The organism is Candidatus Njordibacter sp. Uisw_056, from assembly GCF_047730085.1.
In the GTDB taxonomy this organism is placed as follows: domain Bacteria; phylum Pseudomonadota; class Gammaproteobacteria; order Pseudomonadales; family Balneatricaceae; genus Njordibacter.
In genome coordinates this window covers 1,560,998-1,582,127 of the sequence record NZ_CP159830.1, presented here as the reverse complement: position 1 = coordinate 1,582,127, position 21,130 = coordinate 1,560,998, and the positions used below count along the sequence as shown (strand labels likewise).

The window sequence follows — 21,130 nt, the reverse complement described above, 5'->3', positions numbered from 1 at the left end:
GGGTGTATTCTCGCACATGCGCTTGGGTCAGGAAACAGTAGGGTGAGTAAATTTTGTGGGATAAATCATGCTTTTTCATCAAACTCACGCTATGATCAATCTTTAACATTCATCTGTAAGGTTTTGTTTATGACAATTGCTGATTTAGGCCAAAGTTTAACGGTACTGTTTTTCGCTATGGTGGTGGTTCTTATTATTTTTAAAGGCATCCGTATGGTGCCTCAAGGATTCAATTGGACCGTTGAGCGGTTTGGTAAATACACGCGCACACTTAACCCAGGATTACATTTATTAGTACCGTTTATCGACACAGTGGGTCAAAAACTCAATATGATGGAGCAAGTATTAGATGTAGACCCACAGGAAATAATTTCCTCAGATAACGCCCAAGTGATGACCGATGCGGTGTGTTTTTATCAAGTGCAAGATGCAGCTAAAGCAGCTTACGAGGTAAATGACCTAGAGCGGGCAATGAAGGCTTTGGTGATGACTAATATTCGTGCTGTTCTAGGGTCTATGGAGCTGGATGAAATGTTGTCGAATCGTGAACGTATCAATAGTAGTTTGCTGGCAAAGGTTGATGATGTTACTGACCCTTGGGGTATAAAAGTAACTCGGATTGAAATTAAAGACATTGCTCCCCCACAAGACCTAGTTACTGCTATGGCTCGACAAATGAAAGCTGAACGCGAAAAGCGTGCGCAAATTTTAGAAGCGGAAGGTGAGAAAGAAGCAGCTATTAAAGTTGCCGAAGGCCAAAAACAGTCAGAGATACTTAAGGCTGAAGGTCAGTTGGAGGCGGCTAAGCGCGAGGCAGAAGCCCGCGAACGATTAGCAGAAGCAGAAGCTAAAGCAACCCAAATGGTGTCTGAAGCAATTCAAAACGGAGACTCCCGTGCGGTTAATTACTTTATTGCGCAAAAATACATTGATGCTTTAGGTAAGCTAGCTGCGTCTGAGAACAACAAAGTGATGATGATTCCACTTGAAGCAAGCAGCGTTATAGGCTCTATCTCTGGTATCAGTGAGCTTGTTAAAGATATGAGTGACAAAACCTCATGATAGCGTTTTTTGAAGCTATGCAGTTTTGGCACTGGATTATCTTGGCTATTGTGTTAATTGCGGGTGAAGCTCTAGGTGCTGCTGGGTTTTTACTGGGCGCAGTAATGGCAGCCTTAGAAGTGGCCTTAATTTCTTACATTTGGCCTGATTTGACATGGCAGCAACAACTTTCTTTGTTTGCTGTTTTAGCCTTGTTATGTTCTGTATGGTTTTGGTATCGCTTTAAGAGCTTTAGCCAAACAACAGACCTGCCTAAATTAAATAACCGTGCTGCCCAATTGATTGGTCGTGAGTTTGCCCTAACCCAAGAAATGACAGGTGGCCAAGGTAAGATGCAGGTTGGAGACACCTTATGGCGTGTGGAGTCAGAAACTAATTTGTCCATTGGCACGCAGGTTAAGGTAATTGGCAGCCGGGAAATGGTGTTGTTAATTGTTAAAGCTGGCTTATAAGGTCAATACTTTTGCTGTCTGAAGAGCTGGTCTGTGGACCAGCGACCAGCGCCATACATTACCACTACCAACATCATTAAGCCCCATAATTGATGATCAAAGTACCCAGTGTTCCATATGGTCGGGTAAGAGATCACAGCAACGATGTTGAAGCTGAACAAGGCTAATGCCATGGGCCGAGTGACTAACCCTATAGCCACAAACACAGGCAATATAATTTCGGCTGCAGTCCCTACGTAAGCAGCAACTATCCACGGGATTAGTGGCACTTTGTACTCGTATTCGAACAAGAAAAGAGTGGAGTCCCAATGGTTAAATTTCATCAAACCAGCATTAATAAAAATCCAAGCGACCCATAATCTTAAGGCTAATAAAAAGACATCTTGTAAGCTGTCGATATGAGTTTCCACGGCCTGATGGTAGGCATGAATAAGGCTTTTCATAGGTATTCCTTGGGTTTAAGTAAGTTTGCGTTGGTGATGCTTGAACTTGAGCTGTTAATTGAAAAGCCATCAATACATCCTAGGGCTATCCAATCTTTGATTTGTGCTATTAAAAGGTTTAGGTCTGTGTTTTCTAAATCACACAGTTGCGCTAAAGTCAGGCCGTTTTGCAAGCCAATCAGCCATGTCCAATGTCGTTGATCCAAAGGCATTAAGGCGGCTTCTCCAAGGTGGTTTTGTAACCCTAAAATATAGCTTTGTTGCTGGTATGTGACTGCCGTAATAGTAGTGCTTTTACTAAGCTTTTGAGCCCTGGAAAGGTCTTTGTGTAAGGCAATTAAATCTAGTTTAGAAGTCTGCAAATGGCAGGTATCAGATAGCCTAAACTGTATGTTCAGGAGATGTTCTTCGCTTATTTTTGCCAGGCTTTTAAAATCAAAGTCTGGCTTATAGTAAATATGGCTAATGTAATCTAAGTGCCACTCCAGTTCGGCCATTTGGCCTACAAACTGCATTTTTTCTAATGCCTTCAATTGTCTAAGAAAACTCACAAAAATACTGCCATAATCATTCAGGTGAGGTTGTTTAAGGGGGACGCTATGAACAAAGTCACGACTTATGTGGGCGAAGTAATCATAGCCTACTAATACTTGCGTAATAGGAAAAATTTGTTCCAACATGTCGCTAAGACTTATTAAAAAATTGTTACGATAAATATTGAACACTTGTGTTGGAGTAAAATGAGAGTCGACTAATAGATCAGACAACGGGTCTAATTCAGCTAAACTCGCTGGTTTTTTGGGTACAAGTTGATTTGCAAAGTAAGTTTGGAGTTGGGCTAAATTAAGGTCTTTAGTCATGGGCTATCCCCAAATAGTGTTGGGCTTTTTTTGCCTCAGCCATTAGTACATCTAAGCTTGGTATATCGGCGTCCCATTCAATGAGGCAAGGAATGTGTTTTAACGTGTCTTTGTAGGTAGTAACCATGCCCCATACTTCTTCGCACACTGGGTTATTATGGGTGTCAATGCGAATGGTGCCTTGGGGTAGCTGCTTCAAGGTGTGGCCTGCTAAATGAATTTCCGCAACTTGATGCCAATTGATGCTAGCCAAATAGTCATATGGGTCTGTGTTCATATTGCTACAGCTGACAAAAATATTGTTTAGATCAAGCAACAGCTTACATCCAGAGTGTTGGCTGAGTTGATTGAGTAGCTCCGGTTCGCTCATATCGGCCTGCTTAAATGCTAAATAAGAGGATGGGTTCTCAATAAGGATTTGACGGCCTAATAGATCTTGGGCTTGCCCTACCTGTGTTATCATATGATTTAGGGATTCATGTGTGTAGGGTAATGGAAGTAAATCGTTATAAAAGCGACCATTTAACGAACTCCAACTTAAATGTTCGGAAATTAGACTAGGCTCAATGTCATTAAACAGTGCTTTTAACGACTTAATGTGAGTTTGGCTTAGTGGGTCTGATGATCCCAAAGACAGGCCAATGCCATGACAGCTAATAGCATAATGATTACGAATATGGCGTAACTGATGACGGCGCTTACTTTTTTCTTGTAGGTAGTTTTCACTGTGTACTTCTAGCCAACCTGCGGCTGGAGTGCCTTGTAGAAAATGTTCGACATGGGGCTGTCTTAATCCAATGCCTGTTCCAGTTAGTAGGTGTTGCTGATAGGCCATTAATGGTGCCCCTTTGGACCGCATGGTTAAGCGAATGTATGGTATAAAAAGTGCGCAGCTTCCACCGATAAATTGCGTTATCGGTGGAAGCAGTTGCCTAGCTAGACGTGAGTGAACCGCCAGATAAGCGTTCACACAAACCTCCAGGAAGCACCGTAAATGCGTCGGTTTGGCCATCGGTAGCTGATGTGCCAACACATGACGAAGTTTTTGTGGCACAGTCGTTTTGTCCAGCTTTGGCAACACCATAACATTTCTCTTTTTCAGCAGCTGAAGCGGCTGTTGAATTAAGAGATAGGCCAAGAGCTAGAACACTAGACAGGGCAGTTGCAGTAGCGATTTTTTTAGAGATTTTCATAAGTCTTCCTTTTAAGTTGCAGTGGCTTAATTAAGCCAATATTGCTTAAGTTTATTTGGTATTTAAAGACACGTTCAAACTGTCTCATGATTACTTACGCTAAGAATCACCTTATAGATTCAACAAATAACAAATATATCTAAATTTAGTCGTTTTGAGGCATGGCTTTGCTACATTTGTAGGTGCTTTATGGTTATATAGAGCTTATTAAAGAGTAAAGATTCGCTGCCAAACAACGCAGTGTCGTATCAAACTAAGTGGTCTAAGCCATAGTCGTTATGATGCACGATTGAAAATACGTGAGTAATGCCATACCCAGTTGGCTGAACAGATTTAAAGTTTTAGTAGTTATAAGTCCCCTTACACTAGGGAATTCATTTTTTGGGAGTTAAGTAATGTTTAATAAGTCCGATCGTATCAGTGACTTTGACCCGGAACTTTGGGCCGGTATTCAAGAAGAAGAGCAACGTCAAGAAGATCACGTAGAACTGATTGCGTCAGAAAACTACACCAGCACTCGCGTAATGCAAGCTCAAGGCTCTGGCCTAACCAACAAGTATGCAGAAGGTTATCCTCATAAGCGTTACTATGGTGGTTGTCAGTTTGTAGATAAGGTTGAAATATTAGCTATAGAGCGTGCCAAGAAATTGTTTGGAGCAGATTATGTTAATGTGCAGCCTCATTCGGGTTCACAAGCCAACGCCGCAGTATACCAAGCTCTAATTACCCCAGGTGATACCATTTTGGGCATGAGTTTGGCTCATGGTGGGCATTTAACTCACGGCTCTCACGTGAACTTTTCTGGCAAAAACTACAACGCAATTCAATATGGCTTGAACGATGCGGGCACATTGGACTATGACGAGATTCAGCGACTAGCCACTGAGCATCAGCCGAAGATGATTGTTGCAGGCTTTTCCGCGTACTCCCAGGTAATGGATTGGAGTAAGTTCCGTGATATCGCTGACAGCGTTGGTGCATACCTTCTAGTTGATATGGCCCACGTGGCAGGATTGATTGCTACTGGGCATTACCCTAACCCAGTGCCCTTTGCTGATGTTTGTACTACAACGACACACAAAACCTTGCGTGGCCCGCGCGGTGGTTTAATTGTAGCTAAGGCTAATCCAGAGCTAGAGAAGAAGTTTAACTCGGCCGTGTTCCCTGGCCAGCAAGGCGGCCCTCTAATGCATGTTATTGCTGCTAAAGCGGTGGCTTTTAAAGAAGCGCTAGAGCCCTCATTCTCTGATTATCAAGGCCAGGTTTGTATTAATGCAAAGGTTATGGCGAAAGTATTTCAAGCGCGAGGTTATAAAATCGTCTCAGGTGGTACTGAGAATCACCTAATGCTGGTTGACCTAATTGCCAAGGGTATTACTGGCAAGGCTGCAGATGCTGCTTTAGGTAATGCCCACATTACGGTTAATAAAAACTCTGTACCTAACGACCCCCAATCTCCATTTGTGACATCGGGTATCCGTGTAGGCACACCGGCAATTACTTCCCGAGGTTTTGGCCCAGAAGAAGTCACTGACCTTACCGGTTGGATGTGTGATGTAATGGATAATATCGAAGACGAAGCGATTAATGCGCAAGTCCGTGCTAAGGTTTCTGCTCTTTGTGCACGTTTCCCAGTTTACAAATAATCCATTGTAAACCCGTAAAAAAGGCCTTTAAAAAGGCCTTTTTTATGTCTGGTGTTTACTGGGTTATTCAGTCTTTGAGTGCAAATGAAGTAATCCAAAATGCACTTGGTTATAATGTTCACAAGCATTTCAATTACACAGGTGAGTTATGGTAAAGTTTGAGCCTATTCTTGAGCGTGCGCTGTTCCGCAAGGGCGGAGAAAAAGGTCTGGAAGCAAGGGTTTATGAGCCGTTGCCCGAGGACTATTTTTTATCACAGCCAGATGACCGTTTTTTATCAATGATGACCAAGGTTGTTTTCCAAGCTGGCTTTGTTTGGCGAGTCATTGAGAATAAGTGGGAAGATTTTGAAACTGTTTTTTTCGGTTTTAACCCAGAAAAGATCATTCTGTTGAGTCCAGAACAGTTGGAAAAGTTTGGTACAGATAAACGGATTGTCCGAAGCATGCAAAAAATTATGAGTGTGCCACAAAATGCTAGCTACATTGTTGACACCTGTGCAGAACACGAGAGCTTTGCAGCCTTTTTGGCCCAATGGCCAAAAGATGACCTCATAGGACTTTTCCGCCATTTGAAATTGGGTGGTGGTCGTCTTGGAGGTATGAGTGGGCCTCGGATGTTAAGGCAGATGGGTTTGGATACGTTCATGCTCACCAATGATGTGGTGACATGTTTGCAAGGTGCAGGCTTAGATATTGCTAATGAACCGAGTAATAAAAGTGACTTAACCAAGGTGCAGCGTTGCTTTAACGACTGGCGAGAAAAGACGGGTTTTTCCTTTAACCGGTTAAGTCGTATTTGCGCCAGCTCAGTGGGCGAAAACTACGTGCCTCGGCAATGAGTTGTGCTTATTAAGTGCAAGGTAACAAAAAGGCCTCAATAGAGGCCTTTTTGTTACCTTGCTATTTTAATGCCTTAACCATTAGGTAGCTCGACGTTGTTATGGCGGCAAGCAGCAACCATTGTGTTATATAGTAAGCATGCGATAGTCATTGGGCCAACACCCCCTGGTACAGGAGTGATTGCACCAGCTACTTTTTCTGCGCTTTCAAAATGCACATCACCCACAAGCTTAGTCTTACCTTCAGCAGTTTGAATGCGGTTAATACCCACGTCAATAACTGTTGCTCCAGGCTTTATCCAATCGCCTTTCACAAGCTCTGGAACACCTACAGCTGCGACCACGATGTCTGCTTCGCGAACAACGGCTTCAATATTTTTAGTGCGAGAGTGGGCCATAGTTACGGTGCAGCTTTGCTGCAGTAACAGGTTAAACATAGGCTTACCAACGATGTTAGAGCGACCTACCACAACTGCGGTCATGCCCGTTAGGTCACCATGGTAATCTTGCAACATCATCAGACTGCCAAGAGGGGTGCAAGGAATCATTCCCTTGCCGCCAGTAGACAACATACCTACATTAATTGGGTGAAACCCATCTACGTCTTTAGCAGGATCAATTGCTTCAAGAATTTTAGCAGAGTCAATGTGCTTTGGCAGTGGCAGCTGCACCAAGATACCGTTAATGGCTGGGTTGCTGTTCATGTCATTGATGAGATTAAGCAAAAACTCTTCTGACGTGGTGTCTTCTAATTTGTGCTCTATCGAAGTGATGCCACATTCTTTGGCTTGCTTGCCTTTACTGCGCACGTAAACTTGGCTAGCTGGATCTTCACCTACTAGCACAACAGCTAGACCTGGAACGATATTATGGTCTGCTTTAATAGAAGCAATTTGACCTGTCATTTTTTCACGTAGTTTAGCAGCGAATTGCTTGCCGTCGATAAGGTGTGCCATGATTGGATAGCTCATGTTGGTGATAATAAACAGCCTAATTGAGGATTGCTCAATAATAGACTTACTAATTCGAAACGCATTTTATCTTAATTTCGATCGGCATGTTAGGTCATCTAACTATAAGTATGCACTACTGATGTGGAACGATCTGCAGTATCACTTGAATATAATTCAGGGTACATGGGTAATGCTCAAGTAAGGCAAGGGTTTGCTAGTGGTATCATAGATTTGTGTTGACTAGTCGACGGCAGCCCAATGGGTCGCGTTTCGATAATGCTCTGTCGTAGGCAAGTTAGCTCAAAATGGTCATCCTAGATAATCTAGCGCCCATATAATGCCATTCGTTGAAGCCTCGATGAAATGCCGTTTTTCCTGCAGGAGTTGAATCTATGTCTGAAGACCAGTTTGAAGAAGATCTTGACCTTAGTAGTCTTAGTGATGACGAGCTAACAGAGCAAATGCATGATGACCTCTATGACGGCATGGAAGACGAAATTGCAGAAGGTACAACCATATTGTTGGGCCGTGGTTGGATGCCAGACAGGGTGTTGAATGACGCTCTTGTAGGCGGCATGAACATAGTAGGTGTTGATTTTAGAGACGGTATTTTGTTTGTGCCAGAAGTTTTAATGGCTGCCAATGCGATGAAAGCAGGCATGAAAATACTTCGACCATTACTCGCTGAAACTGGTGCGCTGCCGGTAGGTAAAGCAGTTATTGGCACAGTTAAAGGTGATATCCATGATATTGGTAAGAACCTTGTGGCGATGATGTGGGAAGGTGCAGGTTTTGAAGTGATCGATCTTGGTATCAATTGTCCGGTAGACAAGTACCTAGCCGCGCTAGAAGAACACAAGCCCGACATTCTAGGTATGTCTGCGCTACTGACCACTACCATGCCGTACATGAAGGTTGTTATTGACACTATGAAAGAGCAGGGAATCCGGGATGACTTTATTGTTCTGGTTGGTGGTGCGCCACTTAACGAAGAATTTGGTGATGCTGTTGGCGCAGACGCGTATTGCCGTGATGCAGCGGTAGCCGTAGAGACAGCGAAGAAATTTATCGCTGCCAAGCGTGCGGCTTAGTTAAGGTAAAGGGGCAACCCATGCAACCTGCTAGCCTGCTGGTCATTACCTGTGGCGCCATTGCTCGAGAAGTTATGGCAGTCGCCAAGAGTAGTGGCTGGCAAAACTTGAAAGTGACGCAAATTCCAGCAGAATTGCATAATCAACCAGACAAAATTCCTGCCGCCGTTGAAGATCGTTTAGCAGCCTACGCCGCAGATTATGATCATGTATTTGCTGCGTTTGGTGATTGCGGCACTGGAGGCCAGTTAGATAAGGTGTTGGATAAGTATAATATACAGCGTTTATCTGGCTCTCACTGTTATGAGTTTTATAGTGGCAGTGACAATTTTGCTGCCATGTCTGAGCAGGAGTTAGGTACCTTTTACCTTACTGACTACCTGGCCAAAAATTTTGAACAGCTCATCATGGAAGGTATGGGTCTTAACAAGCATCCTAAACTTATTGAGCTGATGTTTGCTCACTATACAAAATTGGTTTACCTAGTTCAGGAACCGAACCGGCAACTCGATCATTTTGCTGAAGCGGCTGCAAAAAAACTGGGTTTAAAATACGAGAGAGTGGAAACAGGATACGGCCAAATGGCTGAAGAACTGCGTACTCATTACAGTAACTACACCGAACAGGTAATTAAATGGCCAAGCTAACCATCGTTATGTGGCGTGATATTCCAGCCCAAGTAATAGTTAAACAAGGTCGTACTAGTGCAAAGCGTCCACTAGAAGAGCGTTTCGAAAAAGCCGTAGATAAAGCTGCAATGCGCTCTGGGCTTTATGGAAGTGATGGTTACTTATCAGAATGGCGTCGTGATACCACAAGCTGTGGTGATGATTTAGAAGCTGTACTAGAAGCCACTGTTAGCCAGCTTGAAGCTGAGTACACCGATGAGCGTTTAGCAGTATTAGTGGCTGCTGGCGGCATCGCAGAGTAATTGGCTGGAAATCTAGCCTTATTTTTTTGGAGAAGTATCCATGGCGTTAAATGCAGTTGCAGAAAAACAAGCCATTATTAAATTGATGCAAAAAACTACGGTAGAAGTGACCCCAGGTGGTGCTGCTAAAGTAGCTGACTTCAGGCAACTATTGCGCCCAGGTTGTACCGTATACGTAACTTTTTTGCCAGGTTCAGACTTTGCAGATACAGTCTCCACTGTCCGCCGCCTCAAGGACGAAGGCTTTAACCCAGTGCCGCATTTTGCGGCTCGGTCTATTCCCTGTGCAAAATTTTTGGAAGAAAATCTTGCTTTACTACAAGGTGAAACAGGGGTCACTGAAGGCTTATTAATTGGTGGCGGTGTGAATACACCTGTAGGCGATTTTGCGTCATCAATAGAAGTACTACAAACGGGTTTGTTTGAAAAGTATGGCATTTTGAAAATGGGCCTTGCCGGTCATCCAGAAGGCAGTCCCGATATCAGCCCAGAGGCGTGTGCTCTGGCAATAAAAGAAAAGAACGATTTTGCTAAACAAACAGACATGAGCTTATATTTAGCCACACAGTTTGCGTTTGAAGCAGAGCCTATTTTTGCATGGGAACGTGATATTCGTGCAGCAGGCAATGAATTACCGATACACATTGGTGTGCCTGGCATTGCTACCATCAAAACGCTTATGCGTCATGCAGCTCACTGCGGAGTAGGTGCATCGGTGCGTTTCTTAACGCGTAATCCGATGAATATGGTGAAGCTGGGCCTTAAAGACTCATTTTTGGGTAAATACGTCAACGCTCCTTCCTCAGAGCCCAGTGAGTTGATGCGCAATATAGTGACCGGCATGCATAACGATCCAGAGTGCTTGATTGCCCAGTGTCACTTATACCCATTAGGTGGCTTAAAAAAATCTGCTGCATGGATGTACCAAGTGCAAGATGGCTATTTTGAACTGAACGGCAAAAGCTTCACAGTTAACTCTTAATTAAATTTTGGGCCAGGCGACTGGCTTTTATTATACCCTAAAGCAGGAATCTTACATGACTGATACTATTATCAGCTCCGCTACCAAAGAAGTTGTAATTGGTTTTGATCGTCCTTTCGCAGTCATTGGCGAACGTATCAACCCTACCGGCCGTAAGCTATTGGCTGAAGAGATGAAAAATGGCGATTTCAGCCGTGTAGAAGCTGATGCATTGGCACAGGTTGCCGCAGGTGCCATGATCTTAGACATTAATGCTGGTATTCCATTAGCTGATGAGCCCGCTATCTTGGCTAAAACAATTCAATTGGTTCAGTCTTTAGTTGATGTGCCTTTATGTATTGATTCCTCCATTATTGAGGCTCTAGAAGCAGGTCTTGCAGTTTATAAAGGCAAGGCCTTGTTGAACTCGGTAACAGGAGAAGATGAATCCTTGGACCGTGTGTTGCCCTTAGTTAAGAAATATGGCGCAGCAGTAGTAGCCATCTCTAACGATGAGACAGGTATTTCACAAGACATTAATGTGCGTTTTGAAGTGGCTAAGAAGATTGTTCAGCGAGCCGCTGATTATGGCATTCCAGCGTCAGACGTTGTGGTAGATCCTTTGGTTATGCCAGTGGGTGCCATCAACACTTCTGGACGTCAGGTAATGGAGCTTGTTCACCGCCTGCGTACCGAGCTTAAAGTGAATACGACATGTGGTGCCTCTAATTTTAGTTTTGGTCTGCCTAACCGCAATGGCGTAAACTGTGCGTTTATTGCTTGTGCTGTTGCCTCGGGTATGACTTCTGCTATTATCAATCCGATGCACCCTGAGGTGATGCTGGGTGTGCGTGGTGGCAACCTAATGATGGGCCACGATCCAGAATGTAAAGATTGGATTAAAGCCTATCGTGACCCAAATGCTGTGGGTGTTGGTTCTCGCGGTGGCCGCACGGGTGGTCGTCGTCGCAGTGTTTAGGTCAGCATTGGTGAGCGATGGATAAATAAATGGGCCTCATAGGCCCTTTTTTGTGTAAATTTAAAACATTAATTATGTAGGGCTAATTGTACCTAGCCTTACCATAAAATATTGAGATGGCCTTATGAGTCAAACTAATACCGATGATGCTTTAGTAGTATTTACTCCCTCCGGTAAACGTGGTCGTTTCCCTGTGGGTACGCCCTTGTTGCAAGCGGCTCGTTATCTTAATGTTGATATAGACTCTGTGTGCGGTGCAAGAGGCATTTGTGGTCGTTGCCAAATTTTTGTGAGTGAAGGTGAATTTGCCAAATTTGGTATTACCTCTACTGCAGATAGCTTAGAGCCTATTACTGCGCCAGAACTTAAATTTGCAGAACGCAGGGGACTAAAGCCAGGCCGACGCTTAAGTTGCCACACCAAGGTGCTTAACGACATTGTGGTGGATGTGCCAGCAGAAAGCCAAGTGCATCACCAGATGGTTCGAAAGGACGCTGAGCACCACGACATAGACATTAACCCTTTGGTGCGTCTTTACTACGTAGAAGTACAAGAACCAGACATGCACGACCCTTCAGGTGATTTAAGACGCCTGCTGAACGCCTTAGAAGCAGATTGGCAGTTGCTTAATCTTTCCTATGATGTGGCGCTGCTGGCCACCATACAACCTATTTTAAGAGCAGGAAATTGGGGTGTCACCGTAGCTGTGCGTCAAGGTGAGCAAATCGTTGCCCTTTGGCCTGGTTTAAAGGACAGAATCTTCGGTGTTGCTGTAGATGTAGGCTCCACCACTATTGCTGCTCATCTATGTAATTTGTCTAGTGGTGAAGTTGTTGCTAGTTCAGGTGTCATGAACCCACAGATTCGTTTTGGTGAGGACCTCATGAGCCGAGTGTCTTATGTGATGATGAATCCAGGTGGTGAAGTGGACATGACTAATGCTGTGCGCGAAGCGATTAATGGCTTAGTGACAGACCTAGTGAAACAAGTTGAATGTGAAGCTGCAGATTTATTAGAAATTACCTTTGTTGCTAACCCAATCATGCACCATTTGTTATTAGGGATTAATCCTATAGAGCTAGGGGGGGCGCCTTTTGCTTTGGCCACAGACATGGCAGTGAACATATTAGCCCGTGATATGGGTGTAAATCTGAATCCGCAAGCGCGTGCGTACTTGTTGCCGTGCATAGCTGGCCACGTAGGCGCAGATACTGCAGGCATGGTTTTAGCAGAAGAACCTTACAATCATGACGAAATGACCTTATTGGTAGATGTTGGCACCAACGCTGAGATTGTATTGGGCAATCGACATCGCCTAGTTGCGTGTTCCAGTCCCACAGGGCCAGCGTTTGAGGGTGCCCAAATTAGCTGTGGTCAGCGTGCTGCAGCAGGGGCCATTGAGCGTATTCGTATTGATTCGGTCACCTTGGAACCTCGCTTTCAAGTGATTAGTTGTGAACTATGGTCTGATGAAAAAGGCTTTGATACAGCCATTGAAAAGACGGGTATTACGGGTATATGTGGTTCGGGCATTATTGAAGTTGTGGCAGAGATGTACTTAGCAGGGGTGATCACCCAAGATGGCGTGATAGATGGTAGTTTAGCGGCTACCAATCCTAGGATTCAGCCAGATGGTCGAACCTTTTCATATGAAATTATGCCATCCACAGAAACTCGTGGTGCTGTGAAAATCATGCAAAATGACATCCGGGCTATCCAGTTAGCTAAAGCAGCGTTATACGCAGGGGTTAAGTTGTTGATGCAGTATCAGCAAGTAGATAAGGTAGATCGTATTCGTTTTGCTGGGGCTTTTGGCAGCCATATTGATGTGAAGTACGCCATGGTTTTAGGCTTGATTCCAGACTGTGCGTTAAATGAAGTGTCTTCTGCTGGCAATGCTGCTGGCACGGGTGCCCGTATCGCTTTGCTTAACGAAGCGTCACGCGCAGAAATTGAACAGGTAGTGCGCAGTATTGAAAAAATTGAAACGGCTGTAGAACCAGATTTCCAACAATTGTTTATCGATGCAATGGCGTTTCCTAACAAAGTAGACGCATTTCCAGAGTTAGAAAAAGTCGTCACTTTACCACCTCTTAAGGAAGCTAGTGCTGAATCAGAAAATGGCGACAAGAAACGTCGCCGACGCAGAGGGTAACAAGCATGCAAACGAATAATCGTGCACGTATGGGTGTGATGATAGGTATTGCCCTAAAGCTATTTAAGAGTGTTAAGGTGTTTAAGTTGGCGCTGGTGGCTATGGCGCTATCTGGCTGGACTATTATGCTCAGTTTTGAGTTTGCAGTGACACTATTAGCTATTTTAATGTTCCACGAATATGGTCATATTCGAGCCATGAAACGTTTTGGTATACCTACAAAGGGCATTTACATTATTCCTTTTGTTGGCGGTGTTGCTGTAGGTGACAGTCCAAAAACACACTGGCAGGAGCTCTATATTGCGATGATGGGGCCTGTTTTTGGCTTAGCTATGAGTGTGGCTTTTTTTATAGGGTTTGTGATTACAGACAATCATTTCGTAGGCCTAGTGGCCTCTGTCAGTGCATTGATCAACTTGGTGAACCTACTGCCAATTTACCCTTTAGATGGTGGTCGTGTTGTTAAAGCCTTGGTGTATTCTGGGCGAAGTCGCTTCATCTATGTAGGACTGGTGGTGATTTCTGGGGTATTAATTGGCTACAGTTTTACCCAAGGCTTCGCACTAATAGGCTTTTTTGGGATTATGGGTTTAGTTGATTTGTTGGCCGACTGGAATAATTTCGATCAAGACCCTAAGCCTAAGCTCAATACCTACGGTATAGTATTTAGCCTAATTTGGTACCTGCTGACTGCCGCATCACTTATTGGTATGATGGTTTGGATCGCCGCCTTAGAACTGCCTGGCAGTGAGCTTGCGATAGCTATACTCAATGCATGAGTTTTATTAGCTGGCTATTGATCAGGTAAGGTATCTTGGGTGTCTGCGTTGATGCTTTCCTCAGCCTTCTCCAAAATGCTCTCTAAAGCTAATTTTTCAGTGCTTGACTGGTTGCTTTTGTTAAGACTTTCTTCAGCTGCACGCACACTTTGACCCGGTGAGAAGCGGCGGCGCTCTTCTCGTGGTGGAATGCCAAAAAAGTCTCGGTAACACTTAGAAAAATGAGGTGCTGATACAAAACCACAAGCCAAAGAAACATCAATAATAGAGAGGTTAGTTTGTAATAAAAGCTGGCGAGCACGGTTAAGGCGTAATTCTAAATAATATCGTGACGGTACACACTTAAGGTGCTTTTGGAATAACCGCTCTAGCTGGCGACGAGAGACACCTACGTAATGTGCCAAATCATCTAAGCTGATCGTTTCTTCTAAATTAGCCTCCATCAGGGCCACCGCTTCAATTAACTTAGGTTGACTATTGCCTAAGTGCAAACGTAATGGGATGCGCTGAGTATCGTGGTGGTCTCGGATACGCTCCATAATAAACATTTCAGACACGGCTGCTGCTAATTCCGGACCATGGTGGTTGCTTACAAACTGCAGCATCATATCTAACGATGAATTTCCGCCAGAACAGGTAAATCGATCACGATCGATGGCAAATAAGTTAGATGACATGAGTACGTTCGGAAATTCTTCACGCATACTGGCAAGGTTTTCCCAATGAATAGTAGATTTATAGCCATCAAGTAATCCGGCGGCAGCTAATAAATAGCTGCCAGTACAAGTAGATCCGATATTAATTTTTGCATTGGCTACTTTGCGTAAAAAAGACAAGGTGCTTTTATCATAGGCACGATCTATATAAGTGCCACCACAGACGATGATGGCTTCTAAGCCATTTAAGTTTAAATCATTAACGTGAATGGTAGGGGTCACTTCGAAGCCGACACTTGCAGTAACGGGTGCGCCGTCCATCGACACGACTTCCCATTCATAAAGCGTTTCTTTGCTAATGTAGTTAGCACCGCGAAGGCTGGCAACAGCAGACGAGAAGGTGACCATAGAGTAATTAGGGATTTGCAAAAAAGCGTAGCGGATAGGTTTTTTTTCGGACATAGCTGCCTCTTTATTATTTTTTTTAAATAGCTTTATACAACTAATGTTGTATGGCTATTATCCCTCATATAATTTGCGCATTCTAAACTACGTTTGCCCTGTTGGGAATAAGATAATCACCTGTTAACGAATATTTTTTATAGAAAAATAATTAAACATTTTATGTTGTAATAAGTGGCTATGTTTGTGGTGTTTTCAGCAACTCTATAAATGCCTCAGCAGCATTCGATAAGCTTCGCTGTGGGTGCCATACAGTACCTAATTGCCTAACAATGGGTTTAGATAGTGTATCAATAACCTTAATCTGCGAATTGATCAATGTCTGAGGCAAAATACTCCATCCCATACCAATACTCACCATCATTCTAATGGTATCTAAATTGTTAGTTGACATGGCTACTTTAAGAGCAAGGTTTTGGGCTGCAAAATCTTGTTCTACGATCCTTCGTGTAAAGGTGTTGGTTTTGCTTAGCAATGCAGGAAAGCTACTTAAATGAGATAAATCTACACAATTTTGTTGGCTGAGTGGGTGCTCTGGCGCGGCGACAAACTGCATAGTATCTTGCCAAATAGACCGTTGCTGCAATTGAGCGTGAGGTTCTGGGTTGAGCGTAATAATGCCCAGTTGCCATCGGCCTTGTAAAACCCCTTCGTAAATCACCTCAGACTCAGCAAACTGAATATCAAGCTCCACTTGAGGGTAGAGTGCTATAAATTTTCCTAGGGGTGTGGGTAGACGATGCAGGCTAATGTGATGGCTAGTTGCAATTTTAAGTCGCCCACCTACACGACCCGACAGGTTAGTCAGTTCGTCTGCAGTATTTTCCATAGCTTCTAAAATAGCCTTAGCTTTAGGTAACAAATGTTGCCCAGCAATAGTTAAGGACACATTTCGTCCAATGCGATCAAATAAACGGGTTTTAAGTTGGTTTTCAAGCTTAACAATGCGTTTGCTCACAGCAGGTTGGGTGAGGAACAATTCATCTGCAGCCCGTGAAAACGAGCCCTGTTGAGCAACAGCCATAAAGGCTTTTAGTGCGAGACTATCCATTGGTAAAGAATACCTATTTGCCTGCGCCATTGGAATCGATAAATGAAATAACTAAAGGGAATAGTAAAATAAATTAATTGGAATTAGAGTTATTGATATAGCCTAGGTATAATTCTTATTACTTACATCCCTTTAGGATTAGAAATGGCTAGTAAAACTTTATATGACAAGCTTTGGGACGCCCACCTTGTTAAGCAACAAGACGATGGTAGTTGCCTAATTTACATTGATCGCCACCTGCTGCATGAAGTAACTTCACCACAAGCCTTTGAGGGGTTGCGCATTGCAGGCCGTAAACCGTGGCGTATAGATACTAATTTAGCTACGCCAGATCATAATGTGCCTACGACTTTTAATGAACGTGCCATTGGCGTGGATGGTATCGAAGACCCCGTGTCTAAGATTCAAGTAGTTACCTTAGGTGATAATTGTGATGAGTTTGGTATTACTGAATTTAAAATGCAAGATGAGCGCCAAGGTATAGTGCATGTAGTGGGCCCAGAACAAGGTGCTACGCTGCCAGGAATGACAGTGGTATGTGGTGATTCCCATACGGCCACACACGGTGCTATGGGAGCTTTAGCCCACGGTATTGGAACCTCAGAGGTAGAGCACGTATTAGCCACACAATGCCTTATTCAAAAAAAGTCGCAGAATATGTTAGTCCGAGTTGATGGAGATTTGGGTGAAGGCATTACTTCTAAAGATGTGGTATTGGCTATCATTGGTGTGATTGGCACTGCTGGTGGCACCGGTTATGCCATTGAATTTGGTGGTAAAGTATTTGAAGACATGACTATGGAAGGCCGAATGACCGTGTGTAACATGGCTATTGAGGCTGGGGCACGTGTAGGCATGGTAGCGGTAGATCAGACTACTATTGACTACGTAGAAGGCCGTCCTTTTTCTCCCAAAGGTGAAAAATGGGATTTAGCTGTTGTTGCCTGGCAAGATTTACATTCCGATGCCGACGCTGAATTCGATCATGTAGTCGTATTAGATGGAGCTACTATTGCACCTCAAGTTACTTGGGGTACATCGCCAGAGATGGTCCTTCCTGTATTTGCCAATGTACCTAATCCTGCCAAAGAAAAAGATGATATTAAAGCGTCAGGAATTACCCGTGCCCTCGAGTATATGGGCCTCGTAGCAGATCAGGCGATTACTGATATTCACTTAGATCGTGTGTTTATTGGTTCATGTACCAATAGCCGAATTGAAGATTTACGGGCTGCTGCTGCAGTAGTAGAAGGTCACCAAGTAGCCAAAACCTTAAAGCAAGCGTTGGTTGTGCCAGGTTCGGGGTTAGTTAAGGCTCAAGCAGAGGCTGAGGGATTGCATACTATCTTTACCGATGCTGGACTAGAGTGGCGCGAGCCAGGTTGCTCTATGTGCCTAGCAATGAATGCAGACAAGTTGGGAGCGGGTGAGCACTGTGCATCCACGTCTAACCGGAACTTCGAAGGCCGTCAAGGTTTTGGTGGGCGGACTCATTTAGTAAGTCCTGCAATGGCTGCTGCTGCTGCCATTGCAGGACATTTTGTAGATGTTCGCACCTTCAATTTATAATACACAAAGGAGCAGTATAAGATGCAAGCATTTACTCAGTTAACAGGCATCACAGCGCCTTTGGATAGAGCCAATGTCGACACTGACATGATCATCCCAAAGCAGTTTTTAAAATCAATTAAACGCTCTGGCTTTGGGCCTAATTTATTTGACGAATTACGTTATTTAGATGAAGGTCAACCAGATCAAGATTCATCTAAAAGGCCTATTAACCCTAACTTTGTGCTTAATTTACCACGCTATAAGGGAGCTAAGATACTCTTAGCAAGAGATAATTTTGGTTGTGGTTCTAGCCGGGAACATGCGCCCTGGGCGTTATTAGATTTTGGCATTTCTTGTATTATTGCGCCAAGCTTTGCTGATATTTTTTATAATAACTGTTTTAAGAATGGAGTTTTGCCAATTACGCTATTAAATGAGCAAATAGATCAGCTATTTTCAGACACACAAGCCAAGCCTGGATTTGAGTTGACAGTTGACCTTAAGGACGGGGTAATTTCTGGTTCTAGTGCAGGCGACATTGCTTTTTCTATTGACAGCTTTAGGCGCCATTGTTTGCTGAATGGTTTAGATGACATTGGTTTGACGTTAGAACAAACCAGCAGCATCCAACGCTATGAACAAAAACGTCGTCAACAGGCCCCTTGGTTGTTTGCCGATTAGGCAGTTAATACAATAAATACCTATTTGATTCGAGATGAAACACATGACACATAATGTATTAGTTTTGCCAGGTGATGGCATAGGCCCAGAAATTGTAGCCGAAGCAGAAAAAGTGCTGCTTGCCGCAGATGCTAAGTTTAATTTGGGCTTGGTAATCACTAGCGCTTTGGTAGGCGGCAGTGCTATTGATGCGACAGGAGGCCCATTACCTGAGGCAACGTTAAATGCAGCTAAAGCGGCAGACGCTATTTTGTTAGGTGCCGTTGGTGGCCCTAAGTGGGATGGTTTGGAGATGGCGATTCGACCTGAAAAAGGTTTGCTGGGCCTGCGTTCAAACTTAAATTTATTTGGTAACTTACGTCCTGCTATTTTATACCCACAATTGGCCGATGCCTCTAGCTTAAAACCAGAAATTGTATCGGGGTTAGATATTCTTATTGTGCGGGAGTTAACGGGTGGTATCTATTTTGGCCAACCACGTGGGATTCGTGTGTTAGATAATGGAGAGCGACAGGGTTACAACACCTATGTCTATGCAGAATCAGAGATTCGTCGCATTGGTAAAGTGGCTTTTGAAGCTGCTCGCGCCCGGGGTGGTAAATTGTGTTCAGTAGACAAGGCCAATGTATTGGAAGTCACCGTACTATGGCGTGAAATTATGGATGAGATGGCCACAGACTACCCCGACGTAGAGTTGAGTCATATGTACGTTGATAATGCTGCCATGCAGCTAGTCCGCGCACCTAAGCAATTTGACGTCATGGTTACAGGCAATATGTTTGGCGATATATTGTCTGATGCGGCGGCTATGCTTACCGGGTCTATTGGTATGTTACCTTCAGCCTCGCTAGATGAGGTAGGCAAAGGGATGTATGAGCCATGCCACGGGTCAGCTCCAGACATTGCTGGCCAAGGGAAAGCTAATCCTTTGGCGACAATTTTATCAGCGGCGATGATGTTACGTTACACCTTACATCAAGGTTTGGCAGCAGATGCCATAGAAGCTGCTGTCAGTGAAGTGTTGGATCAGGGGCTTCGTACTGCAGATATTAGCTCTGATGGTAATCGAACAGTAGATACAAAAACCATGGGTGATGCGGTAGTTTATGCACTAGTTAACGGTTAATATAGTACGTGGTAAAGATAGATTAATTTTAGTAGTTTTAAGGAAAAGGTTTAGAACATGAAGCGTGTAGGACTCGTAGGTTGGCGTGGTATGGTTGGCTCAGTGTTGATGCAGCGGATGCAGCAAGAAAACGATCTGAAATTAATCGAACCAGTATTTTTCACCACGTCTCAAGCTGGACAAGCTGCGCCTGACTTTGGTGTGCAAACGCCAGTATTACAAGACGCTCATGACATAGACATCCTTAAAACAATGGATATCATTATTTCATGTCAAGGTGGTGACTACACTGATCGTGTTTTTGGACCTCTGCGTAAAGCGGGTTGGAAAGGTTACTGGATTGATGCAGCATCTAGCTTAAGAATGCAAGATGACAGCGTCATTGTATTAGATCCAGTTAACCGTAATGTTATTGATCAGGCCTTGGCTCTAGGTAAAACCGAATTTATTGGTGGCAATTGCACTGTAAGCTTAATGATGATGGCCTTGGGTGGGTTGTTTGCAGCTGATCAAATTGAGTGGATGTCTGCTATGACCTATCAATCAGCTTCTGGCGGGGGCGCTCGGCACATGCGAGAGTTGTTGAAGCAAATGGGTTACGTCAGCGCAGCTGTTTCTGATGAGTTAGCAGACCCTGCTTCGGCAATTTTAGAAATTGATCGCAAGGTGTCTCTAGCCATTAATGCTAGCAATAATGATGCTAGCCAATTTGGTGCACCTTTGGCTGGTAGTTTGATTCCTTGGATAGACTCTCAGTTAGATAACGGCCAAAGCCGTGAAGAGTGGAAGGCTCAAGCTGAGACTAACAAGATTCTAGGTCGTACTAAAGATATTATCCCGGTAGATGGTTTGTGTGTTCGTGTGGGTGCAATGCGCTGCCACAGCCAAGCATTAACTATTAAAATGAAGCAAAATGTGCCGCTAGATGAGATTGAAGATATGCTTGCCGCGGCCAATGATTGGGTTAAGGTGATCCCTAATGATCGTAACCTAACTATGGCCGAACTCACACCAGCTAAAATCACAGGCACTATGACAGTGCCTGTGGGCCGTTTACGTAAGCTCAACATGGGGCCTGAATACTTGTCAGCCTTTACTGTTGGTGACCAGCTCTTGTGGGGTGCAGCTGAGCCTTTGCGTCGCATGTTACGGATTTTGTTAGAAGCCTGAGTAGAAAAATCTGTGAAAAGGCGCTTAGGCGCCTTTTTTTGTGGCCCTAAGGCTGCGACAATAACAATTCACGTAGTTGGAGTAGCA

General features: G+C 44.0%; 22 protein-coding genes. 15 read left to right on the top strand and 7 right to left on the bottom strand.

Features of this window, described 5'->3' with window-relative positions:
- Positions 1 to 129 precede the first annotated feature (129 nt).
- Positions 130 to 1,062, top strand: a complete 933-nt coding sequence (locus tag ABXT60_RS07700; RefSeq protein ID WP_443629572.1) for an SPFH domain-containing protein — start codon at positions 130 to 132, stop codon at positions 1,060 to 1,062.
- Positions 1,059 to 1,514 carry an NfeD family protein gene (locus ABXT60_RS07695; protein WP_443629571.1) on the top strand — a complete coding sequence of 152 codons (456 nt, stop codon included), beginning with the start codon at positions 1,059 to 1,061 and terminating at the stop codon, positions 1,512 to 1,514. The genes ABXT60_RS07700 and ABXT60_RS07695 overlap by 4 nt, the downstream gene beginning before the upstream one ends.
- 2 nt (positions 1,515 to 1,516) lie before the next feature.
- On the opposite strand, the gene ABXT60_RS07690 is transcribed toward ABXT60_RS07695, so the two are convergent.
- The 4 genes from ABXT60_RS07690 to ABXT60_RS07675 form a co-directional block, all read right to left on the bottom strand.
- Positions 1,517 to 1,957 carry a DoxX family protein gene (locus ABXT60_RS07690; protein WP_443629570.1) on the bottom strand — a complete coding sequence of 147 codons (441 nt, stop codon included), beginning with the start codon at positions 1,955 to 1,957 and terminating at the stop codon, positions 1,517 to 1,519.
- Positions 1,954 to 2,817 carry an HvfC/BufC N-terminal domain-containing protein gene (locus ABXT60_RS07685; protein ID WP_443629569.1) on the bottom strand — a complete coding sequence of 288 codons (864 nt, stop codon included), beginning with the start codon at positions 2,815 to 2,817 and terminating at the stop codon, positions 1,954 to 1,956. Before ABXT60_RS07685 ends, ABXT60_RS07690 begins: the two co-directional genes overlap by 4 nt.
- The gene (gene bufB / locus ABXT60_RS07680; RefSeq protein WP_443629568.1) at positions 2,810 to 3,652 is read right to left on the bottom strand and encodes an MNIO family bufferin maturase; all 843 of its coding nucleotides are present in this window, start codon (positions 3,650 to 3,652) and stop codon (positions 2,810 to 2,812) included. The genes ABXT60_RS07685 and bufB overlap by 8 nt, the downstream gene beginning before the upstream one ends.
- A 97-nt stretch (positions 3,653 to 3,749) precedes the next feature.
- A complete protein-coding gene (locus ABXT60_RS07675) occupies positions 3,750 to 4,010 on the bottom strand; it encodes a BufA1 family periplasmic bufferin-type metallophore (protein WP_443629567.1) in 261 nt (86 codons plus the stop codon).
- Positions 4,011 to 4,405: 395 nt separating this feature from the next.
- On the opposite strand from ABXT60_RS07675, the gene glyA reads away from it, so the two are divergent.
- Together glyA and ABXT60_RS07665 are read left to right on the top strand one after the other, a co-directional pair.
- Entirely contained in the window at positions 4,406 to 5,656 is a 1,251-nt protein-coding gene (gene glyA, locus ABXT60_RS07670; RefSeq protein ID WP_443629566.1) for a serine hydroxymethyltransferase, read from the top strand.
- Positions 5,657 to 5,804: 148 nt separating this feature from the next.
- Entirely contained in the window at positions 5,805 to 6,497 is a 693-nt protein-coding gene (locus tag ABXT60_RS07665) for a DNA-3-methyladenine glycosylase I (protein ID WP_443629565.1), read from the top strand.
- A 74-nt stretch (positions 6,498 to 6,571) separates the two neighbouring features.
- On the opposite strand, the gene folD is transcribed toward ABXT60_RS07665, so the two are convergent.
- Positions 6,572 to 7,453: a bifunctional methylenetetrahydrofolate dehydrogenase/methenyltetrahydrofolate cyclohydrolase FolD gene (folD, locus tag ABXT60_RS07660; RefSeq protein WP_443629564.1), complete on the bottom strand. Its 882-nt coding sequence runs from the start codon at positions 7,451 to 7,453 to the stop codon at positions 6,572 to 6,574.
- 389 nt (positions 7,454 to 7,842) lie between these two features.
- Here folD and ABXT60_RS07655 point away from each other — a divergent pair, with 389 nt between their 5' ends.
- The 7 genes from ABXT60_RS07655 (at position 7,843) to ABXT60_RS07625 (ending at position 14,346) form a co-directional block, all read left to right on the top strand.
- Positions 7,843 to 8,541 carry a corrinoid protein gene (locus tag ABXT60_RS07655; protein WP_443629563.1) on the top strand — a complete coding sequence of 233 codons (699 nt, stop codon included), beginning with the start codon at positions 7,843 to 7,845 and terminating at the stop codon, positions 8,539 to 8,541.
- A gap of 20 nt (positions 8,542 to 8,561) precedes the next feature.
- Positions 8,562 to 9,188 carry a DUF1638 domain-containing protein gene (locus tag ABXT60_RS07650; RefSeq protein WP_443629562.1) on the top strand — a complete coding sequence of 209 codons (627 nt, stop codon included), beginning with the start codon at positions 8,562 to 8,564 and terminating at the stop codon, positions 9,186 to 9,188.
- Positions 9,176 to 9,472 carry a virulence factor gene (locus ABXT60_RS07645; RefSeq protein WP_443629561.1) on the top strand — a complete coding sequence of 99 codons (297 nt, stop codon included), beginning with the start codon at positions 9,176 to 9,178 and terminating at the stop codon, positions 9,470 to 9,472. Before ABXT60_RS07650 ends, ABXT60_RS07645 begins: the two co-directional genes overlap by 13 nt.
- A 40-nt stretch (positions 9,473 to 9,512) precedes the next feature.
- Positions 9,513 to 10,454, top strand: coding sequence for a hypothetical protein (locus ABXT60_RS07640; RefSeq protein ID WP_443629560.1), 942 nt, complete (start codon positions 9,513 to 9,515; stop codon positions 10,452 to 10,454).
- A gap of 55 nt (positions 10,455 to 10,509) precedes the next feature.
- Positions 10,510 to 11,412, top strand: a complete 903-nt coding sequence (locus tag ABXT60_RS07635) for a methyltetrahydrofolate--corrinoid methyltransferase (protein WP_046482399.1) — start codon at positions 10,510 to 10,512, stop codon at positions 11,410 to 11,412.
- A gap of 124 nt (positions 11,413 to 11,536) precedes the next feature.
- Positions 11,537 to 13,567 (top strand): ASKHA domain-containing protein, encoded by a 2,031-nt coding sequence (locus tag ABXT60_RS07630; RefSeq protein ID WP_443629559.1) that lies wholly within the window; start codon positions 11,537 to 11,539, stop codon positions 13,565 to 13,567.
- A gap of 5 nt (positions 13,568 to 13,572) precedes the next feature.
- A complete protein-coding gene (locus ABXT60_RS07625; RefSeq protein ID WP_443629558.1) occupies positions 13,573 to 14,346 on the top strand; it encodes a site-2 protease family protein in 774 nt (257 codons plus the stop codon).
- Between the two features lie 14 nt (positions 14,347 to 14,360).
- Here the strand turns inward: ABXT60_RS07625 and ABXT60_RS07620 are convergent, their stop codons facing one another.
- Together ABXT60_RS07620 and ABXT60_RS07615 are read right to left on the bottom strand one after the other, a co-directional pair.
- The gene (locus ABXT60_RS07620) at positions 14,361 to 15,464 is read right to left on the bottom strand and encodes a GlxA family transcriptional regulator (RefSeq protein WP_443629557.1); all 1,104 of its coding nucleotides are present in this window, start codon (positions 15,462 to 15,464) and stop codon (positions 14,361 to 14,363) included.
- A gap of 178 nt (positions 15,465 to 15,642) precedes the next feature.
- Positions 15,643 to 16,515 carry a LysR family transcriptional regulator gene (locus tag ABXT60_RS07615; RefSeq protein ID WP_443629556.1) on the bottom strand — a complete coding sequence of 291 codons (873 nt, stop codon included), beginning with the start codon at positions 16,513 to 16,515 and terminating at the stop codon, positions 15,643 to 15,645.
- Between the two features lie 144 nt (positions 16,516 to 16,659).
- On the opposite strand from ABXT60_RS07615, the gene leuC reads away from it, so the two are divergent.
- From leuC to asd, 4 genes are read left to right on the top strand one after another with little or no spacing between them, the layout of a single operon-like run.
- On the top strand, positions 16,660 to 18,084 hold the full coding sequence (leuC, locus tag ABXT60_RS07610) for a 3-isopropylmalate dehydratase large subunit (RefSeq protein ID WP_443629555.1): 1,425 nt from the start codon (positions 16,660 to 16,662) through the stop codon (positions 18,082 to 18,084).
- A 21-nt stretch (positions 18,085 to 18,105) separates the two neighbouring features.
- Positions 18,106 to 18,747, top strand: coding sequence for a 3-isopropylmalate dehydratase small subunit (gene leuD, locus ABXT60_RS07605; RefSeq protein ID WP_443629554.1), 642 nt, complete (start codon positions 18,106 to 18,108; stop codon positions 18,745 to 18,747).
- A gap of 43 nt (positions 18,748 to 18,790) precedes the next feature.
- Positions 18,791 to 19,873, top strand: a complete 1,083-nt coding sequence (gene leuB, locus ABXT60_RS07600) for a 3-isopropylmalate dehydrogenase (protein WP_443629553.1) — start codon at positions 18,791 to 18,793, stop codon at positions 19,871 to 19,873.
- 57 nt (positions 19,874 to 19,930) lie between these two features.
- Positions 19,931 to 21,043 (top strand): aspartate-semialdehyde dehydrogenase, encoded by a 1,113-nt coding sequence (gene asd, locus ABXT60_RS07595; RefSeq protein ID WP_443629552.1) that lies wholly within the window; start codon positions 19,931 to 19,933, stop codon positions 21,041 to 21,043.
- The last annotated feature ends 87 nt before the right edge of the window (positions 21,044 to 21,130 follow it).

What these genes read in the sequence shown, in the direction of transcription:
- ABXT60_RS07675 (WP_443629567.1), bottom strand. Translation starts at nt 4,010, where the DNA reads ATGAAAATCTCTAAAAAAATCGCTACTGCAACTGCCCTGTCTAGTGTT.
- leuC (WP_443629555.1), top strand. Translation starts at nt 16,660, where the DNA reads ATGGCTAGTAAAACTTTATATGACAAGCTTTGGGACGCCCACCTTGTT.
- bufB (WP_443629568.1), bottom strand. Translation starts at nt 3,652, where the DNA reads ATGGCCTATCAGCAACACCTACTAACTGGAACAGGCATTGGATTAAGA.
- ABXT60_RS07695 (WP_443629571.1), top strand. Translation starts at nt 1,059, where the DNA reads ATGATAGCGTTTTTTGAAGCTATGCAGTTTTGGCACTGGATTATCTTG.
- ABXT60_RS07700 (WP_443629572.1), top strand. Translation starts at nt 130, where the DNA reads ATGACAATTGCTGATTTAGGCCAAAGTTTAACGGTACTGTTTTTCGCT.
- ABXT60_RS07650 (WP_443629562.1), top strand. Translation starts at nt 8,562, where the DNA reads ATGCAACCTGCTAGCCTGCTGGTCATTACCTGTGGCGCCATTGCTCGA.
- ABXT60_RS07690 (WP_443629570.1), bottom strand. Translation starts at nt 1,957, where the DNA reads ATGAAAAGCCTTATTCATGCCTACCATCAGGCCGTGGAAACTCATATC.
- folD (WP_443629564.1), bottom strand. Translation starts at nt 7,453, where the DNA reads ATGGCACACCTTATCGACGGCAAGCAATTCGCTGCTAAACTACGTGAA.
- ABXT60_RS07620 (WP_443629557.1), bottom strand. Translation starts at nt 15,464, where the DNA reads ATGTCCGAAAAAAAACCTATCCGCTACGCTTTTTTGCAAATCCCTAAT.
- ABXT60_RS07625 (WP_443629558.1), top strand. Translation starts at nt 13,573, where the DNA reads ATGCAAACGAATAATCGTGCACGTATGGGTGTGATGATAGGTATTGCC.
- ABXT60_RS07665 (WP_443629565.1), top strand. Translation starts at nt 5,805, where the DNA reads ATGGTAAAGTTTGAGCCTATTCTTGAGCGTGCGCTGTTCCGCAAGGGC.
- ABXT60_RS07655 (WP_443629563.1), top strand. Translation starts at nt 7,843, where the DNA reads ATGTCTGAAGACCAGTTTGAAGAAGATCTTGACCTTAGTAGTCTTAGT.
- ABXT60_RS07615 (WP_443629556.1), bottom strand. Translation starts at nt 16,515, where the DNA reads ATGGATAGTCTCGCACTAAAAGCCTTTATGGCTGTTGCTCAACAGGGC.
- ABXT60_RS07685 (WP_443629569.1), bottom strand. Translation starts at nt 2,817, where the DNA reads ATGACTAAAGACCTTAATTTAGCCCAACTCCAAACTTACTTTGCAAAT.
- ABXT60_RS07640 (WP_443629560.1), top strand. Translation starts at nt 9,513, where the DNA reads ATGGCGTTAAATGCAGTTGCAGAAAAACAAGCCATTATTAAATTGATG.
- asd (WP_443629552.1), top strand. Translation starts at nt 19,931, where the DNA reads ATGAAGCGTGTAGGACTCGTAGGTTGGCGTGGTATGGTTGGCTCAGTG.
- glyA (WP_443629566.1), top strand. Translation starts at nt 4,406, where the DNA reads ATGTTTAATAAGTCCGATCGTATCAGTGACTTTGACCCGGAACTTTGG.
- leuD (WP_443629554.1), top strand. Translation starts at nt 18,106, where the DNA reads ATGCAAGCATTTACTCAGTTAACAGGCATCACAGCGCCTTTGGATAGA.
- ABXT60_RS07645 (WP_443629561.1), top strand. Translation starts at nt 9,176, where the DNA reads ATGGCCAAGCTAACCATCGTTATGTGGCGTGATATTCCAGCCCAAGTA.
- leuB (WP_443629553.1), top strand. Translation starts at nt 18,791, where the DNA reads ATGACACATAATGTATTAGTTTTGCCAGGTGATGGCATAGGCCCAGAA.
- ABXT60_RS07630 (WP_443629559.1), top strand. Translation starts at nt 11,537, where the DNA reads ATGAGTCAAACTAATACCGATGATGCTTTAGTAGTATTTACTCCCTCC.
- ABXT60_RS07635 (WP_046482399.1), top strand. Translation starts at nt 10,510, where the DNA reads ATGACTGATACTATTATCAGCTCCGCTACCAAAGAAGTTGTAATTGGT.